General features: G+C 68.8%; 16 protein-coding genes and 1 pseudogene. 6 read left to right on the top strand and 11 right to left on the bottom strand.

Annotated elements, in window-relative coordinates:
* Nucleotides 1–19: 19 nt before the first annotated feature.
* The 4 genes from gorA to LA521A_RS05360 all read right to left on the bottom strand — a co-directional run bounded on the left by gorA (nt 20) and on the right by LA521A_RS05360 (nt 4,664).
* A complete protein-coding gene (gorA, locus tag LA521A_RS05375; protein ID WP_281781299.1) occupies nt 20–1,369 on the bottom strand; it encodes a glutathione-disulfide reductase in 1,350 nt (449 codons plus the stop codon).
* A 30-nt stretch (nt 1,370–1,399) separates the two neighbouring features.
* Nucleotides 1,400–2,656, bottom strand: coding sequence for an NAD(P)/FAD-dependent oxidoreductase (locus tag LA521A_RS05370; protein ID WP_281782023.1), 1,257 nt, complete (start codon nt 2,654–2,656; stop codon nt 1,400–1,402).
* 10 nt (nt 2,657–2,666) lie between these two features.
* Nucleotides 2,667–4,103, bottom strand: coding sequence for a DUF418 domain-containing protein (locus tag LA521A_RS05365; RefSeq protein ID WP_281781298.1), 1,437 nt, complete (start codon nt 4,101–4,103; stop codon nt 2,667–2,669).
* Between the two features lie 81 nt (nt 4,104–4,184).
* On the bottom strand, nt 4,185–4,664 hold the full coding sequence (locus LA521A_RS05360) for an FKBP-type peptidyl-prolyl cis-trans isomerase (RefSeq protein ID WP_281781297.1): 480 nt from the start codon (nt 4,662–4,664) through the stop codon (nt 4,185–4,187).
* A 92-nt stretch (nt 4,665–4,756) separates the two neighbouring features.
* Between LA521A_RS05360 and LA521A_RS05355 the strand changes: the two genes are divergently transcribed.
* Nucleotides 4,757–5,314 (top strand): C40 family peptidase, encoded by a 558-nt coding sequence (locus LA521A_RS05355; protein WP_425494570.1) that lies wholly within the window; start codon nt 4,757–4,759, stop codon nt 5,312–5,314.
* Between the two features lie 135 nt (nt 5,315–5,449).
* Nucleotides 5,450–6,130 carry a C40 family peptidase gene (locus LA521A_RS05350; protein ID WP_281781296.1) on the top strand — a complete coding sequence of 227 codons (681 nt, stop codon included), beginning with the start codon at nt 5,450–5,452 and terminating at the stop codon, nt 6,128–6,130.
* Between the two features lie 138 nt (nt 6,131–6,268).
* Here LA521A_RS05350 and LA521A_RS05345 read toward each other — a convergent pair whose 3' ends face one another.
* Together LA521A_RS05345 and LA521A_RS05340 are read right to left on the bottom strand one after the other, a co-directional pair.
* On the bottom strand, nt 6,269–6,769 hold the full coding sequence (locus LA521A_RS05345; RefSeq protein ID WP_281781295.1) for an acyl-CoA thioesterase: 501 nt from the start codon (nt 6,767–6,769) through the stop codon (nt 6,269–6,271).
* Entirely contained in the window at nt 6,766–7,377 is a 612-nt protein-coding gene (locus LA521A_RS05340; RefSeq protein WP_281781294.1) for an NADPH-dependent FMN reductase, read from the bottom strand. The genes LA521A_RS05345 and LA521A_RS05340 overlap by 4 nt, the downstream gene beginning before the upstream one ends.
* A 117-nt stretch (nt 7,378–7,494) precedes the next feature.
* Here LA521A_RS05340 and LA521A_RS05335 point away from each other — a divergent pair, with 117 nt between their 5' ends.
* The 3 genes from LA521A_RS05335 (at nt 7,495) to LA521A_RS05325 (ending at nt 9,359) form a co-directional block, all read left to right on the top strand.
* Nucleotides 7,495–7,920 (top strand): hypothetical protein, encoded by a 426-nt coding sequence (locus tag LA521A_RS05335; protein WP_281781293.1) that lies wholly within the window; start codon nt 7,495–7,497, stop codon nt 7,918–7,920.
* 75 nt (nt 7,921–7,995) lie between these two features.
* On the top strand, nt 7,996–8,871 hold the full coding sequence (gene bla, locus LA521A_RS05330; RefSeq protein ID WP_281781292.1) for a subclass B3 metallo-beta-lactamase: 876 nt from the start codon (nt 7,996–7,998) through the stop codon (nt 8,869–8,871).
* Nucleotides 8,871–9,359 carry an NUDIX hydrolase gene (locus LA521A_RS05325; RefSeq protein WP_281781291.1) on the top strand — a complete coding sequence of 163 codons (489 nt, stop codon included), beginning with the start codon at nt 8,871–8,873 and terminating at the stop codon, nt 9,357–9,359. Before bla ends, LA521A_RS05325 begins: the two co-directional genes overlap by 1 nt.
* A gap of 3 nt (nt 9,360–9,362) precedes the next feature.
* Here the strand turns inward: LA521A_RS05325 and LA521A_RS05320 are convergent, their stop codons facing one another.
* From LA521A_RS05320 to LA521A_RS05310, 3 genes and pseudogenes are all read right to left on the bottom strand, one after another.
* A complete protein-coding gene (locus LA521A_RS05320) occupies nt 9,363–9,914 on the bottom strand; it encodes a hypothetical protein (protein ID WP_281781290.1) in 552 nt (183 codons plus the stop codon).
* A 27-nt stretch (nt 9,915–9,941) separates the two neighbouring features.
* A pseudogene (locus LA521A_RS05315) lies at nt 9,942–10,360 on the bottom strand (GNAT family N-acetyltransferase).
* Nucleotides 10,360–11,658: a dicarboxylate/amino acid:cation symporter gene (locus LA521A_RS05310; protein WP_281781289.1), complete on the bottom strand. Its 1,299-nt coding sequence runs from the start codon at nt 11,656–11,658 to the stop codon at nt 10,360–10,362. Before LA521A_RS05310 ends, LA521A_RS05315 begins: the two are co-directional and overlap by 1 nt.
* 142 nt (nt 11,659–11,800) lie before the next feature.
* Between LA521A_RS05310 and LA521A_RS05305 the strand changes: the two genes are divergently transcribed.
* On the top strand, nt 11,801–13,504 hold the full coding sequence (locus LA521A_RS05305; protein WP_281781288.1) for an alkaline phosphatase: 1,704 nt from the start codon (nt 11,801–11,803) through the stop codon (nt 13,502–13,504).
* Nucleotides 13,505–13,787: 283 nt separating this feature from the next.
* Here LA521A_RS05305 and LA521A_RS05300 read toward each other — a convergent pair whose 3' ends face one another.
* Both LA521A_RS05300 and LA521A_RS05295 read right to left on the bottom strand, forming a co-directional pair.
* On the bottom strand, nt 13,788–14,951 hold the full coding sequence (locus tag LA521A_RS05300) for a COG3904 family protein (protein ID WP_281781287.1): 1,164 nt from the start codon (nt 14,949–14,951) through the stop codon (nt 13,788–13,790).
* A 162-nt stretch (nt 14,952–15,113) separates the two neighbouring features.
* Nucleotides 15,114–16,784, bottom strand: a complete 1,671-nt coding sequence (locus LA521A_RS05295) for a PQQ-dependent sugar dehydrogenase (RefSeq protein ID WP_281781286.1) — start codon at nt 16,782–16,784, stop codon at nt 15,114–15,116.
* Nucleotides 16,785–16,789 lie beyond the last annotated feature (5 nt).

Below are 16,789 nucleotides of genomic sequence, written 5' to 3'. Positions count from 1 at the left end.
GTGTGGGGTCTCGTTGCGCTCAGCGCATCAGCACCACTTCTTCGGCGCTGGTCGGGTGAATGGCGACGGTGTCGCGCAGATCGTCGAGGGTGATGCCGCGCTTCAGCGCGACCGCGAAGCCCTGCAGGATCTCGTCCGCCGCATCGCCCAACAGGTGGATGCCGACGACGCGCCGCTCGTCGCCCACGCACACCAGCTTGAACAGGCTGCGCTGCGGGATGTCGGCGAGCGCCGCCAGCATCGGGCGGAAGCCGGCGCGATAGACATGCACGGCGTCGCCGTGCACCTCGCGTGCTTCGCGTTCGGTCAGGCCCACCTGCCCGATCGGCGGATGCGAGAACACCACGGTCGGAATATCGCGTGCATCGAGCAATGCGGTCGCACCGCCGTACAGGCGATCCATCAGGCGGCGCGCCGCGGCGATCGCGACCGGCGTAAGCGGCGGATTCGGCGTGATGTCGCCGACGGCGAAGATGCCGTCGACGTTGGTCGCGTGGCGTTCGTCCACGGCGACGTGGCCGCCGACATCGGTGGCCACGCCGGCGCGTTCGAGATGCAGGCGTTCGCTGTTGGGCTTGCGCCCCGTGGCGAAGAGCACGGCGTCGAACGGATCGCTGAGCGCGCCGTCCTCGCAGCGCACGCGCTTGCCGTCGTCTTCCAGCGCGGCGACGGAATGGCCGAAATGGAGGCGGATGCCCGACTGCCGATAGTCCTCGCCAAGTTGCGTCGCCAGTTCGTGATCGAAGCCATTGAGCAGGCGATCGCCGCGAACGAACAGTTCGACCCGGCTGCCGAGTCCCTGCAACAGGCCGGCCAGTTCCACCGCGATGTAGCCGCCGCCGATGATCGCCACGCGCTCGGGCGCGGCGCGCCACTGGAAGAAATCATCCGACACACCCCCGGATGCAGCGCCGGGAATGTCGGGCCGCGCCGGGCGACCACCGGTTGCGATGAGGATGCGCTTCGCGCGCAGCAGCGTGCCGTTCTCGCACTCGACGGTTCTCGCATCGACGAAGCGGGCGAAGCTCGGTACGACCATGATGCCCGCCGCGTCGAGCCGGCGCCGGTAGCTCGCGTGGATGTTCGCGATGTAGCGCTCGCGATGGACGATGAACTCCGGCCAGTCCAGCGTGGCGGGCGGCACGTCGAACCCCAGCGTCTGCGCGAGGCGCAGGCGCCCGGCGACGTCCGCCGCCAGCCACATCGCCTTCTTCGGCACGCAGCCCACGTTCACGCAGGTGCCGCCCAGCAGGTGCGGCTCCAGCAGCGCGACGCGTGCACCGTGTTCGGCGGCGCGGAATGCACCGGCAAGCCCGCCGGAACCGCCGCCGATGACGATGAGATCGAATCCGCTCGCTTCCAGGCTCATGGTCGTGTGCTCATGCGGGTGCGCGGTCGCTCACGCGAAGCGCTCGAGGGCGTACGGCGTCGGGTCGAGGTCCGGCCGCCGTCCGGTGATGAGATCGGCGACGAGTTGTCCCGTCGACACACTCATGCTGACGCCCATCATGCCGTGGCCGGTCGCGACCACGATGCGTTCGTTGCGCGGCACGCGGCCGATGATCGGCACGTCGTCGCAACTCATCGGACGCCAGCCGAACCACTGTTCCTGCTTCTGTGCGCCATAGGGTTCATGAAGGTACTCGCTCGCGCCGCGCTCGAGCGCCGCGAGACGACGCGGATTGAGCGTGTCGTCGTAGCCGCTGAATTCCATCGTGCTGCCAAGGCGGAAGCCGCTCTCCCACGACGTCACGCACACCTGGCGTTCGCGCAGGACCAGTGGCCGGCGCGGCACGCGTGCAGGGGTGGAGTACGTGATCGAGTAGCCCTTGCCCGGCTGGATCGCGGCCTTCAACGCCGGGGCGCCGATGGCGTCGGCGAGCCTGGGCGACCACGCGCCGAGCGCCATCACCATCTCGCGCGCACGCACATCGCCCTGCGCGGTCGACACGCATACGCCATCGCCGTCCTCGCGCACGCCGCTGAAGGCGCAGTGTTCGACGATGGTGCCGCCGCGGGCACGCACCACGCGCGCGAGCTCGCCCACGTAGCGATCCGGACGCAGCACGGCGTCGCCGTCGAAACGGATCGCGCCGGCCACGCCCGGCTTCAGCGCGGGCTCCATCAACTCGTACGTCGGGCCATCGACGACGTCCACGCGCACGCCCAGTTCGCGCAGGAAGCCGACCTCGTCCTGGAAATGCTCGAACTCGTGCGGATCGCGGAAAACATAGTCCTCGCCGGAATGGGCGAATTCGCAGGAAAGACCGTAGTCGCGCACCCAGTCGGCAAGGCGCTCGCGCGAATCGTTGAGGATGGCGGACTTGGCCCGCGCGCTGCTGCGCCAGTCGCGGTCGTTGCAGCGCACCGCGAATCGCAGCAGCCACGACCACAGCGCCGGATCGAAGCGCGGCGCGACGTAAAGCGGTGCGTCGGGCGTGAGCATCCAGCGCAACGCGCGCAGGACCACGCCGGGGGCGGCGAGCGGCGGTGCGTGGCTCGGGGTGATGGTGCCGCAGTTGCCATGCGAACTGCCGCCACCGACGCGGCCGGCATCGATCACGCGAACGCTGCGTCCGCTTTCCAGAAGAGCCAGGGCGCTGGCCAGACCGATGACGCCGGCGCCGACGATCACTACATCTTCGCGCTGTTCCATGGGCATGAGTTTAGGGGCTCCGGGCGGGCGTGGCCCGCATCGGCGGAAATCGACCGTACGTGCAAGCCCGCCAGAGCCATTCGACCGGGCCGAATCGGAAGCGCGAGAGCCAGGCGCGGCTGCCGGCGACCTGCAGCGCGAACAGCATCGCCACGCCCAGCAGCTCCCATCGCCGCGGAACCTGCGCCCACCATCCCAGGCCGTAGCCGTAGAACGCCAGTGTGCCGACGATCGACTGCATCAGGTAATTGGTCAGTGCCATGCGCCCGGCCGGCGCGAGCGCTCCAAGTGCGCGCGCTCCGGCCTGCGTCTGCAGGGCCCGCAGCGTCCAGGACAGATAGCCCAGGCTCATCAGCGGCGACGCCAGCAGCATCAGGGACATCGCCAGCAGCGCGCGGGCGCCGTCGGTCTCCCAGTCGAACCGCACCGCGACGGACGCGCTGGTCAACGCAAGCGCCACGCCGACGGGCAACGCGACGGAGCGCAGGATGCGATGCAATCGCGCGTGCGCAACGGGATCGGCGATGGCGCCACTGCGCAGCAGCCAGGCGCCCATCAGGAACACACCCAGCGCGAAGACCTCAAACACCAGCGTCTCGTCGAGATTGTCGATGAAGAAACGCGCCCGGACGCGCACGGCATCCCCCCATGAACCGGTGGAGTACGCGACGATTTCCTCCGCACGGTGCGCCTTCTCTGCCGCCAGCCGCGCGGCCCCGGACGCAGACGCCGCGGAGGGCGACGCGGACTCTGGCGAAAGCCACATCGCGCCCGCCATGAGCAGCAACGCCAGCGCCGGCACACCGTACAGCGCCGCGCCCCAACGACCCTGTCGCGCGGGCTCGGCGTCGCGAAACCACAACAGCACGAAGGCGCCCAGCGCGTAGCTGACGAGGATGTCCCCCGCCCAGATCAGCAAGGCATGCACGAGCCCGATGACCAGCAGCCCCGCCGCGCGGCGCAGGTACAGCGCGCGGAAATCCCGACCCGCGACGCGCGCGCGATCGTCCAGCAGCGCGAAGCCCATGCCGAACAGCAGTGAGAACAGGATCCAGAACTTGCCCTGCACGAAGACGTACACGAGCCACGACGCCGCGTAGTCCAGCGGCGGCTGCGACGTGTCCAGCCCCTGCCCCATGTCCCTCAGCGGCTTGCTGAAGTACTCGACGTTCATCAGCCCGATGCCGAGCAACGCCAGGCCGCGCAGGACGTCCAGCGATACGAGCCGTTCGCTGGCCGCGATGGGCGCTGCCGACGCCCGCTCGCGCGGCTGCGCGCTCGAAGCCTGCACGCTCGATGCCTGCGTGGTCACCACACCGAATCCCGCATCGCCGTCCCCCGTGTGCCGGACTGGGATTAGAGCATGCGGCGCAGCGCCAAGCCTGCGACGCGCGTCCTTGCCCGCGTCGGAAAACGCCGCTTTCGACGGTGGGATTTCGCCGCTCACCGGCGTCGTCCTTGCGCCGAAAACAGAACGGCCCGCTTGCGCGGGCCGTCGGATCCTGCTGGAACGCGAATGCGATCGCGATCAGTGGTGGTGACCGCCGTCGCCGTGCACGTGGCCGTGCTCGATCTCTTCCGCCGAGGCTTCGCGCACCTCGACGATCTCGATGGCGAAGTGCAGGTCCTTGCCGGCCATCGGGTGGTTCAGGTCGACGTCGACCACGCTCATGCCGACCTTCTGGATCGTCACGGCGCGCGGGCCGAAGTTGGTCGGCAGCACGGCCTGCATGCCCGGCTCCAGGCGCGCACCCTTGAAGTGCTTCTTCGGCACGCGCTGGGTCAGGCCCTCGCGGCGCTCGCCGTAGGCGTCGGCGGCGGTGACGTCGACTTCGAACTTGTCGCCGGCCTCGCGACCGTCCATCGCCGTCTCCAGGCCCGGGATGATGTTGCCGTGGCCGATCAGGATCGCCAGCGGATCGCGGCCCTCGGAGGTTTCCAGCGGCTCCTGGCCGACTTCGGACACGGTGTAGTGGAAACGGACGACGCGGTCTTTCTCGATCTTCATTGGACTGGAACTCGGCTGGTGGCCGCGACGGCGGCGGCCCGGGTGCGGCGGCAGGCTTGCCGTCGGCGACATGAACGGCCAAAGTACCGGCCGTGACGAAAGCTCGGCATTATCCCGGCAAGCTCATTCCCGCGCCAGCACGCGGCCTCCGCCTCTTTCTCCTGATCGCGCTCGTGGCTGCGCTCGCAGGCTGCGGCGGCGGGCATGAAACCGTACGCCGCGCGCCACCGCCGCAACAGCGCGTGTGGCCAGTGGTCGAACCGGCCGATCCGGTCGCCGCGAATGCGGTGCTGATGCGGGCGATCAGCCTGGTCGGCACGCCCTACCGCTTCGGCGGCAACACGCCCGAAGGCGGCTTCGACTGCAGCGGGCTGGTGAACTATGTCTACCGGGACATGCTGTCTCTCAGCCTGCCGCGGACCTCGCGCGACCTGGCGGCCTTCCAGGGGCCGCGGATCGTCCCGGACCGCCTCGCCGCGGGCGACCTGGTGTTCTTCGGCCAGGGCGGCACCGTCACGCACGTCGGGATCTACGTGGGCGAAGGCCGGTTCGTCCATGCCCCCAGCACCGGCGGCACGGTGCGGCTGGACCACCTCGACGGCAGCTACTGGCGGGATCACTACACCGGGGCGAAGCGGGTCCTTCGGTGAAGCTGAAGTGAAGCCGTTGGCACGATTTGTGACGTCGTCCGAAGCGCATTAACGACTTCATAACGAAATCCGAACGACATTAATCTTTCACGCAGGCATCATCCCCGGCGACTGTTTTGCCGTGAACTCTGCGTGATGCCCTTTTCGACCCCAGGCGCCCTCGCCGCCCCGACCTTCCGACGCCGGATCCAGATCCGGTTCGCGATCGCCGCCGCGCTGGCCCTGATGGCCGTTCCGGCCTTCGCCCAGCAGATGCCCACCTCGTCCCTGGCGGGCGATTCGGCCGACGCACCGGCCCCGGTCGCGCACAACACGCTGCCGGAGGCGATGAGCCTCTCCGACCGCGCGCTGCTACTCGCCACCGACATGAACCGTTACCTGGTTCCCGCCGCCTCCGCCGGCGAGCCGATGGCGCAGCTCCCCGCCGAGGAGCAGGGCAAGATCAAGACCGTCCTGCAGCGCGCCATGGCGCTGCTGGGCACCCCGTACCGCTGGGGCGGCAGCGATCCGAACAAGGGTTTCGACTGCTCGGGCCTGGTCGGCTACGTATTCCGCAACGCCCTGGGCATCGAACTGCCCCGCGTCTCGCGCGAAATGGCCAAGACCGGCGAACTGGTGAACGACCGCGCCAAGCTGAACGCCGGCGACCTGGTGTTCTTCGGCCGTCGCGGCCGCGTCGACCACGTGGGCATCTACGTCGGCGAAGGCCGCTTCGTCCACGCCCCGAGCCGCGGCAAGGACGTGCAGGTCTCCAGCCTCGAAGGCGGCTACTGGGGCCAGAAGTTCATCGAAGCGCGCCGCGTCGACGGCATCTGAGTCGCGCCACGCTTCGAACCGAAAAGGCCGCCGGAAGGCGGCCTTTTTCTTTGGATCGATTTATTTGGCTCCATCGTTCATGCGCCGCGACACCTCCCCGGGTGCGCTTGGCGTACCCGGGCTACAACAGCCGGACGCTCAGGCGCCCTCGTTGAGCGCGGACAGGCGCTGCACCGTCTCCTCGATGCCCTTGCTCAGCTCCATCACCTTCAGGGCGTACTCGGCCAGGCGCTTGTCATCGTCGTTGACCGGCGTCCAGGCAGGCACGGGGGTCGGTTTGCCTTCCACCGCGTCCAGGGCGACGAAGACGATGATGCAGTGCGTGCACAACCGCTCCTGCTCCGGCCCTTCCATCGGGTCGCGCGCCTTCACGTCCACGGCGAAATGCATGCTCGTGGTGCCGGTGTGGACCAGCTTCGTGTGCACAGTCACCAGGTCGGAGATGCGGATCGGCGCGACGAAGCGGATGCCGCCGACGGCGACCGTCACGCTATAGGTACCGCTCCAGCCGACCGCCGCCGCGTAGCCGGCCTGGTCGATCCACTTCATCACCATGCCGCCGTGGACCTTCCCGCCGTAGTTCACGTCGGTGGGTTCGGCGAGGAACCGCAGGTTGAGTTCGCGCTGACGTCCGCTCATGCCGTCGCTCCTTTTCGATCGCCCATTGCGTTCATCACACCCAGATGCCGGACCACCGCCGCGCCGACGCCGTGCACGCCCGTGCGCAGCCGGTCGTCGTTGAGGACGCCGTAGTCGGTGAGCTTGTCGGCCGCCTGCCCCACCGCGATCTGCTGCGGCACCACGAGCAGGCCGAGCTTGGCCAGCGCGTCGCGCAGCACCAGCAGCGAACGCAGGCCGCCGAGCGGACCGGGCGACGCGGACACGATGCCGGCCACCTTGTCCTGGAACAGCGTCACGCCCGAGCGGCCGGATTCGATCGGCCGCGAAATCCAGTCCAGCGTGTTCTTCACCAGCGCCGGCATGGAGCCGTTGTATTCGGGCGTGCTGATGAGCAGGCCGTCGTGTTCGGCCATGAGCGCCTGCAGCTGGCGCACGGCATCGGGCATGCCATCGGCCTCGATGTCGCCGTCGTAGATCGGCAGCGGGAAGTCGCGCAGTTCGATCAGCGTGACCTGCGCGCCGGCGGCGCGTGCGCCTTCGGCCAGCACGTGGATCAGGCGCCGGTTGTACGAGCCCTGGCGCAGGCTGCCGGCGAAGGCGAGCAGGCGGGGCGGCGAATCGGGCATTGCGGACTCCGTGCAGCAGTTCCGGTAAGGCCATCGATTATGCGCGGCCGCGCGCGCTTGCGGCGGCAACGTGCGCGCGCGATGCTCGCCGCACTTGCGATGGACGGAGAGGCGGGAATGGGACGCACGATCCTGGGGATGCTGGTGGGCGTGGTGGTCGCGATCGCGGTGATCGCCGCGGTCGAAACGCTCGGCCACCGTTTCTGGCCGCCGCCGGCGGGGCTGGATCCGACCGATCCCGCCAACGAAGCCGCCTTCGCCGCCTTCATCGCCGGCATGCCCTTCGCCGCGAAATTGCTGGTGCTGGTGGCCTGGGTGCTCGGCACGTTCATCGGCGCGCTCGCGGCGGCGAAACTCGCGCGCCACCAGACCGCCGCCGCGCTGCTGGTCGCGCTGGTGGTGCTGTCCGGCGTGGTGGGCATGATCATGAAGGTGCCGCATCCGACGTGGCTGTCCGTTGCCGGGCTGCTGCTGCCGATTCCCGTCGCGCTGCTCGCCGTGCGTCTGGTCCATCGCCGGACGACGTTGCCGCGCGTGCCCTGACACGGCGCGCCGTTGCGTGAATCACGCGCGGCGCGGCGCGCTTACACTGTGCGCCTCCCACGCTTCGACCTCGCCATGCGCCTTCACGTCGCGCTTTGTGTCCTGCTGACCGCCTGCACTTCCCTGTCCCTGCACGCTGCCGAAGCGTTGCTTCCGCCAGCGCAAGCCTATGAATCCTCAGACGCGTGGCGCCGACCCGTCGCGCCGTTCGCACTGGCCGATCGCAGCTGGTACATCGGCACCGAAGGCCTGAGCGCAATTCTGGTGAAGACCGACGCCGGCGCCGTGCTGATCGACGGCGGCCTGCCGCAGGCGGCGGACATGCTGCTGGCCCACATGCGCGCGCTGGGCGTCGCGCCATCGGACCTCAAACTGATCCTGCACAGCCACGCGCATATCGACCACGCCGGCCCGATCGCCGCCATCAAGCGCGCGACCGGCGCGCAGCTGGTGACCAATGCCGAATCGGCCGTGCTGCTCCAACGCGGCGGCTTCGACGACCTGCACTTCGGCGACGGCATGCTGTTTCCGCCCGCCAATGCCGATCGCATCATCATGGATGGCGAAGTCGTCGAACTCGGCGGCGTTGCCTTCACCGCGCACTTCACGCCCGGCCACACGCCCGGCAGCCTGAGCTGGACCTGGACCGACGCGAAGAACGGCAAGCCGCTGCGCATCGCCTACGTCGACAGCCTCAGCGCGCCCGGCTACAAGATCGTCGGCAATGCGCGCCAGCCGCGCATCGTCGACGACTACCGCCGCGCGTTTGCGCAAGTGCGCACGCTGCCCTGCGACCTGCTGCTGACGCCGCATCCGGACGCGTCGGGCTGGAAGCTCGGCGAATCGACCACGCCGACCACCCTCACCTGCCGCGCCTACGCCGACCGCGCGGAGGCGGCGTTCGACAAGACGCTGAAAACGCAGCAGGCCGCGGCGAAGGACGCACGCTGATGCCGTACACGCCTATCGTCGCCACGCTTGGTTACGTGCTCTCGCCCGATGGCCGCGAGGTGCTGATGGTCCATCGCAACGCGCGGCCGGACGATCACCAGCTCGGCAAGTACAACGGCCTTGGCGGCAAGATCGAACGCGACGAGGACGTCGTGGCCGGGATGCGTCGCGAGATCCACGAGGAAGCCGGCATCGACTGCGAGGCCATGCAGCTGCGCGGCACGATCAGCTGGCCGGGCTTCGGCAAGCACGGTGAGGACTGGCTTGGTTTCGTCTTCGTGATCACGCGCTTTTCCGGCACGCCGCACGCGAGCAATCCCGAAGGCACGCTGGAATGGGTGCCGATCGAGAAGCTCGACGACCTGCCGATGTGGGAAGGCGACCGCAACTTCCTGCCGCTCGTGTTCGACGACGATCCGCGCGCGTTCCACGGCGTGATGCCGTATCGCGACGGGCGGATGCTGTCGTGGTCGTATTCGCGCGTCTGACCGTCAGCGCGCCATCCGCACGCTGCCGCGGCCTTCCTTCTGCTCGAACACGAAGCGGTAGGTGAGCGTCACCGCTTCGGGGATTTCCGTGTAGCCGCCGCAGCTGCCCTCCGTGTCGTTCTTCGTCTTCGCGTTGGGGAACACGCAACGAAGCGCCGGGTCGTAACGCCAACGGGCGACGGCGCGACGAGCCGCATCGAAGAACGCCGGATCGGCCGGCTCCGGGCAATTGGGCGGCGCCACCGCCGGCGAGGACGAGAGCACGCCGCCCTCGCGACTCACGCCGACGCGCACGCACACCGCCTGCACCGGCAGCTGCTGCGCGAGCAACGCATCGGGATAGGTCGGCATCGGGTTCGCGTCGTCTTCCAGCGGCATCAGGAACGATTCGTTGTCCGCCAGTTCCATGCGCGAAGGTTGCGGGATCAGCGCGCTGATCTCGTTCATGCCGACCTGGCCCGCGCGCGTGGCGTCGTCGTTCGCGAACGGCGCCTGCGTGGCGCAACCGCAGAGCACCGCGATGCAGGTGCACAGGATCCAGAAACGATGCGGCATGGCGTCCTCCCTGAAGTCGTGGCCGGCTTACGGGACCTGATACTCCATGTTGACCGAATACGGGGCGGTCTCCGCGAAGCCGAATCTGGCGTAAAGGTGCCGGGCGTCGCCATCGGCCGCCAGCGACACGACCGCCGACGGCGGGGCGCGTTCGCGCGCAGCCAGGCATCCAGCGCGGTCATGATGCGTTTGCCGAGCCCCTGCCCCTGCAGCGCCGGCGCCACGGCGATGTCGACCACGATGAAGAAGCAGCCGCCGTCGCCGATCACCCGGCCCATGCCGACCACGCGGCCGTCGTGCAGCAGGCTCACGCCGTAGAGCGTGTTGGGCAATCCGCGCTGCGCCGCCTCGATCGTGCGCGGCGCCATGCCGGCATCGGAGCGCAATCGGCAGTAATCGTCCGCGCCGGGGAACCGTTCGACCAGTTCCACCTGCGCGGCGACCATCAGCCGATTTCCTTCGTGGCCCGCACTTCGGCCTTCTCGCCGGCGGCGATGCCGAGGTTGCTCGATGCCGCCTCGTACACGTCGCGATCTAGCAGCCCGGCCTCTTTCGCCACGATCACCGGCACCACCATCTGGCCCGTCACGTTGGTCATCGTGCGCATCATGTCGAGCACGCGGTCGATGGCGACGAGGTACCCGATCCCTTCCAGCGGCAGCCCCGCGGCGGAGAGCACCAGCGTCACCATGACGATCGCGGTGCCCGGAACGCCTGCCGTGCCGAAGCTGCCGAGCACCGAGGCGATGAGGATCGTCGCGTACTGCCCCGGCTCCAGGTGCAGGCCGAAGTACTGCGCGACGAACATCGAGGTCAGCGCCGGATAGATCGCGCCGCAGCCGTCCATCTTGATGCTCGCGCCCAGTGGCACGGCGAACGCCGCGTAATCCTTGTCGACGCCGAGGTTGTGCGTGACCGAGCGGATCGCCGCCGGCATGGCGGCGAAACTCGACGACGCCACGAACGCCACCTGCATGCCCGGCGCCGCGCCGCGGAAGAACTTCAGCGGATTGAGCCCGTGCATGGCGATGAGGCTGCCGTACACGAACACGATGTGGATCGCGCACGCCAGGTACAGCGCGAAAACAAACGTGCCCAGCGGCAGCAGCTTCTCGAAACCGTAGGCGCCGACCAGCGAAGCGATCAGCCCGAACGTGCCCAGGGGCGTCATTTCGAGCACGAAGCGCGTGACCTGCACCATCGTGTCGCTGGCTTCGCCCACGAGCTTGCGCAGGCCGGACACGCGCTCGCCCAGCTTCACCAGCGCGAAACCCACCAGCCCGGCGAAGACGATCACCTGCAGGATCTTGCCTTCGGAAAGCGCCTTGAACGGATTGGTCGGGATGACGTCGAGCAGCACGTCCTTGGGCGACGGCACCACGCGCACGGTGTAATCGGACGCCATGGTCAGGCCGGTGACGCCGTGGCCGGGCTGCAGCAGCCAGCCGATGAGCAGCCCGACGCCGACCGCGAGCGCGGCGGTGATCGCGAACCACGCGAACGTGCGGCCGCCCAGCGCGGCGACGGACTTCTGCCCGTGCAGGCTGCCAATGGCGTTCATCACCGCGAAGAACACCAGCGGGACGGCGATCATCTTGATCAGCGTGACGTAGACGGTACCCAGCGGCCCGAACCAGGTCTCGGCGGAGTGGCCGAACGCCCAGCCCGCCAGCGCGCCCAATACGAAGCCCGCCAGCACGCGCTGCCAGAACGGGATTCGCAACCAGGCAGACACCAGCTTCATCCGGACCTCTTTACCTAAATTGTCGGCTTGGAACGATAGCCCACACCGGAGGGGGTGACGACCCCGCGAATGCAACGCCGGTGTCCCGCAGCTGCAATAACGCGCCCCATAATCGCGGTTTGCCTTTCCAAAGCCTTTACGAATGTCACGACCGATCCGTGCTGCCGCACTCGCCCTCGCCACGACCCTGCTCGTTTCCGCCTGCGCCACCGGCGGCCGCGCGCCCGATGCGGCAAAGTCCACCGCGATCGATGTCGAGGTTCCCGCGATCCGGCACCCGGCCGGCGAAACGCCGCAGTGGTGGTTCCGCGACGGCGCCGCGCAGGCGGCCGAACGCGGCGCGATGGGCGGTCGCGCGAAGAACGTCATCCTCTTTGTCGGCGACGGCATGAGCCTCACGACCGTCGCCGCCGCGCGCATCCTGGACGGCCAGCGCAAGGGCGGCCCGGGCGAGAACAACCGGCTGAGCTGGGAACGCTTCCCCGCCACCGCGCTGAGCAAGACCTACAACACCGATTCGCAGACGCCCGACTCGGCCGGCACGATGAGCGCCATGGCCACCGGCGTGAAGACGCGCGCGGGCGTGCTGAGCATCGGCCAGCAACCGATGCGCCGCGACTGCGCGGGCGCACGGGCGGTGCCGATGCTGACCTTGTGGGAACTCGCGGCCAGTCGCGGCTTCGCCACCGGCGTGGTCACCACCACGCGCGTGACGCACGCGACGCCCGGCGCGACCTTCACCCACGTGCCCGAGCGCAACTGGGAGAACGACACCGAACTCACCGACGAGGCGCGCGCGGCCGGCTGCGTCGACATCGCGCGCCAGCTGGTGGAAACACCGTTCGGCAACGGCCCGGACGTGCTGATGGGCGGCGGTCGCAAGAACTTCATGCCGGTGTCCGAGCGCGATCCCGAATACGACGACAAGGTCGGCGAACGCCTCGATGGTCGCGACCTCATCGCGCAGTGGAAGCAGCGCCATCCCGCCGGCACCTACGTGTGGAACGCGCAGCAGCTCGCCGACGCGCCGTCGAGCGGCCCGCTGCTCGCACTGTTCGAACCCGACCACATGCAGTTCTCGGCCGATCGCGCGGCCGACGGCGCCGGCGAGCCGACGCTCGCGGAGATGACGCGCACCGCGATCGCGCGCCTGAAGCAGAACGACAAGGGCTTCGTGCTGCTCGTGGAAGGCGGCCGCATCGATCACGCGCACCACTACGGCAACGCGTACCGCGCTCTTACCGACACCATCGCGCTGAGCGAAGCGGTGCAGGCCGCGGTGGATGCGACCAGTGCGCAGGACACGCTGATCCTGGTCACCGCCGATCATTCGCATACGCTGAGCTTCGTGGGCTATCCCAAGCGCGGCAATCCGATCCTGGACAAGGTGCGCGGCAGCAGCGGCGAGGATGGCGGCGTCGGCGACTACGCGCTGGACCAGCTCGGCCTGCCGTACACCACGCTCAACTACAGCAACGGCCCGGGTTACGTCGGCGCGAGCGCGCAGCAGCCCGAAGGCCCCAAGCGCTTCCAGCACACCGTGAGCGGCGTGCAGATTCCGAAGAACGGCCGTCCCGACCTGCGCAAGGTCGACACGCAGGATCCGGATTACCTGCAGGAAGCCCTGGTACCGACGGCAAGCGAATCGCACGGCGGCGACGACGTGGGCATCTGGGCGCGCGGCCCCGGCAGCGACGCGGTGCGCGGCAGCGTCGAGCAGAACACGATCTTCCACTTCCTGCTGCAATCGATGCCGGCCCTGCGCACGGAGCTGTGCAAGGCGGGCGATTGCGACGCCAACGGCGTACCGGTGACGCTGCCGGAGCCGGGGAAGTTCAGGCACTGAGTGGTTGGCGTGCTTCGCCAGCCCGTGAATCACGACGCGTCGCCGCCCTTGTTCTTGTAGCCCGGGTAAGCGAAGCGCACCCGGGCTACAAAAGCGCAGCGATTTGTCGTTGCTGTTGTCGTCTTCGTTGCTGTTACTGTTGAACAGCTCATCAGGTGCGCCACACAGGATGTGCGGCGGTGAGCGCTGAGCCATGGAGTGAGGACGATCAAGAGCGGGCCAGGGAAACGGCAACTGGAACTTCTCAGCCGCAACCCCCGATCAACCTTCAACCATCCCACCCTCAACTATCCCCACCCCGCTTCCCTTCCGCCGCCTTCGACACGCTCTGCGTGCCCTGCGGCGGTTCCAGCGTTGCCGTGTCGCGGTCGAATTCCGACAGCGGACTTTCGGACGGGCAGGCCTGATCGGGGAAGCCGAAATCCGTGCGCAGCTTCAGGCCGCATGCGTTGAGCGCGTCCAGGTCGGTGTCGGGCGTCTTGCAGCGCTTGTCGAATGCGCGCACGAAGGAATCGCGACGGGTCACGAAGTCCTCGCCGCATTTGCGCATCAGGCGCAGGCGGTCGAGGTCGTCCTGCGCCGGGTTCACGCCATCCAGGCCGTACAGCTCCAGCTCTTCCGTCGTGAGCAGGCGCAGGCTGCGGTTGGGTACCGCCATCATCAGGTCGGCCACCGCGGTGGCGGCGCCGTTGCGCTCCAGGTAGTCGCGCACGCGTTCGTACACCACGCGCAGTTCGGCGTTGAGCTGCGCGCGCGTGGTCGCCGTGGAGCTCATGCGGATGATGCGGTGGATGCCCACCTGCCCCGCGATCATCCGCGTGTCGCCGGCGCTCAGGATGAAGACGCACGCGCTGTGGCAGATCGCGCCTTCGCGCACCCAGATCGTCCAGCGCGATTCGGCGATGTAATCGCCCGCCTGGATCGCGTCCTCGACCTGGCCGCCAGCCGAATCGATGTCGAGCACGCGCTTGCCGATGTCCAGCGAATCGGCCACTTCGGTGACACGTTCGACCAGCGTGCCGAACTCCGCCGTGACCTTGCCCTTGTAGCGCAGCCGCGCGACGCCGCCCGGCTCGCACGGCGCGAGCGCGGCCTTGAGGCCGTCGCGATCGAACGCCGTCAGCACCTCGCCGTCGCCCTGCTGGACGTAATCGAGTTCGCAGCTGATCGACGCCACGCCGGCGGTGAGTTCCAGCGGAGCCGCCCAGGGCTTGCGCGGTTCCGGGGCGGGCTCGGGGCGCGCGATGTCGCGGATCGACGTACGCGCCTGGCGCGTGCCTTCCGGCTTGGCCGGCGCGACCTTCACCGGCGCGGTGCTGATGGCGCCGCCGTCCTGCGGGCCGGCGACCTCCTCGATCACCATGCCCTGCGTGGTCTCGGGTTCCGGACGCTGGCAGGCGGCGATGGCAAGACAGCACAACAGCAGGGCGACGGCGCGGATCGGCATGCGGGAATCGAACTCGGATGGGACGCGGCCCGCAGCTGGACGGGCGCGCGAAAGACGCGAACCCACAGCTTACGGCGTGCGTGCTGACTGTGCGCACAGCCGCGCACGCCGGCCCCATTCACTTCGCGCATTCACGCGCGGCCGCGCATTGGCGGCGCGCGCTTATCGCCTGCGCATCAGGCTGTCGCGAACCAGCTGGCGCGCCAGACGCGCCGCCTCTTCCTTCGACAGCCCCTGCGAGACCGGCTGCGGCGCTGCCAGCGTGGCCGCGGAAAAGCCGCCGCCGCCCGTGCCCGGCACCGGCTCGATCACGAAGATGTCTCCGTCGAAATCGACGATGTACACGTTGTTCGCGGAGTCCGTGCCGAACGCGACGACGTTGTCGATGGTGCCCGCAGTCGGCGCGAAATCCGCGTTGCGCAGGCGGAAGCGGGTGGACGGGATGGTCGTGCCCTGCAGGATCACGCCGGTCTGGATCGACCACAGGTTGGGCTGCACGAAATCGCCGAACAGGTATTCGCCGCCGAGCGATTCCAGCGGGCCGCGATACACCACGCCGCCGGTGACCGAACTGCCCTCGCGCGCACCGGTGCCGTGGCTGTATTCGGCGATCGGCGCCGTCAGCCCCGGCGTGTTCGCTGGCCCGCGATACGGCTGCGTGCCTTCCATGATCGGCCAGCCGAAATTCAGGCCCGCCTCGCCGGCGCGCGCCAGGTCGATCTCTTCCACCGCACCCTGCCCCACGTCGCCGATGTAGAGGTGGCCGGTGAGCGGATCGAAGCTGTTGCGGAACGGATTGCGCAGGCCGTACGCCCACACTTCGGGCGCATTCGGCGCGGTGAACGGGTTGCCGGCGGGAATCGCGTAGTCCCGGTTGGCGTCGGTCGGGAAGCCGTCGCTCGACGGATCGATGCGCAGGATCTTGCCCAGCAGCGTCCCGCGATTCTGCCCGTTGTTGTCCGGATCGCCCGTGCCGCCGCCGTCGCCGGTGGCAACGTACAGCATTCCGTCGGGTCCGAACCCGATCCATCCGCCGTTGTGGTTGCTGCGCGGATGCGCGATGCGCAGGATCGCGTCGCCGCTCGCGGGGTCGGCCTGGTCGCGGTTGTTGGCGATGGTCTGGTAACGGCGCACTTCGATCGTGCCGTCGGGCACGGTCAGGTAGACGTAGAAGCGTCCGCTGGTGGCGAAATCCGGCGCGGTGGCGAAGCCGAGCAGCCCGCGCTCGCCATCGGTCGACACCTGCCCCGTGACGTCCAGGAACGGCGTCGCCGCGATCGCACCATTGGCGGGCGACAGCAGGCGGATCAATCCCGCGCGTTCGACCACGAACACGCGTCCGGTGCTGTCGGGCACCGGCGCGAGGAAGATCGGGAAATCCATGCCCGTGGCGACGCGCCGCACGCGCAGGGTCGCGCCGGTCACGTCGGTGACGGTGACCGACAGCGGCAGCGTCGCGGTCTGCGTGCCGTCGCTGGCGGTGATGGAGACCAGGTAGACGTTGTCGGCGTTGGCGTCGGTCGGGCCTTCGAAATCCGGTGGCGAGAGGAATTGCAACGCGCCGGCGGAGGTCATGATGAAGCGCGACATGTCCGCGCCGCCGGTGAGCGTGTACGACACCGGCTTGCCTTCCGGGTCGCTGGCGATGGCGGTGTAGAACACGCCGGCGGTGCCCTCCGGCACGGTCGCCGCGGGGGCGGAGGTGAAGATCGGCGCGCGATCGGTCGGCGCACCGGGGATGGACGGGTTGTCGTCGTCGCTCCCGCCACCGCCGCCGCAGGCCGCCAGCATGCCGGCCAGAAGGAAGGTCACTGCCAGTCGTGCCTGCTTCATGCGCT

The sequence above is a fragment of the Lysobacter auxotrophicus genome (assembly GCF_027924565.1).
Classification (GTDB): Bacteria; Pseudomonadota; Gammaproteobacteria; order Xanthomonadales; family Xanthomonadaceae; genus Lysobacter_J; species Lysobacter_J auxotrophicus.
Note: the sequence above shows the minus strand (reverse complement) of the source record. Positions and strands in the feature narration are given on the sequence as shown.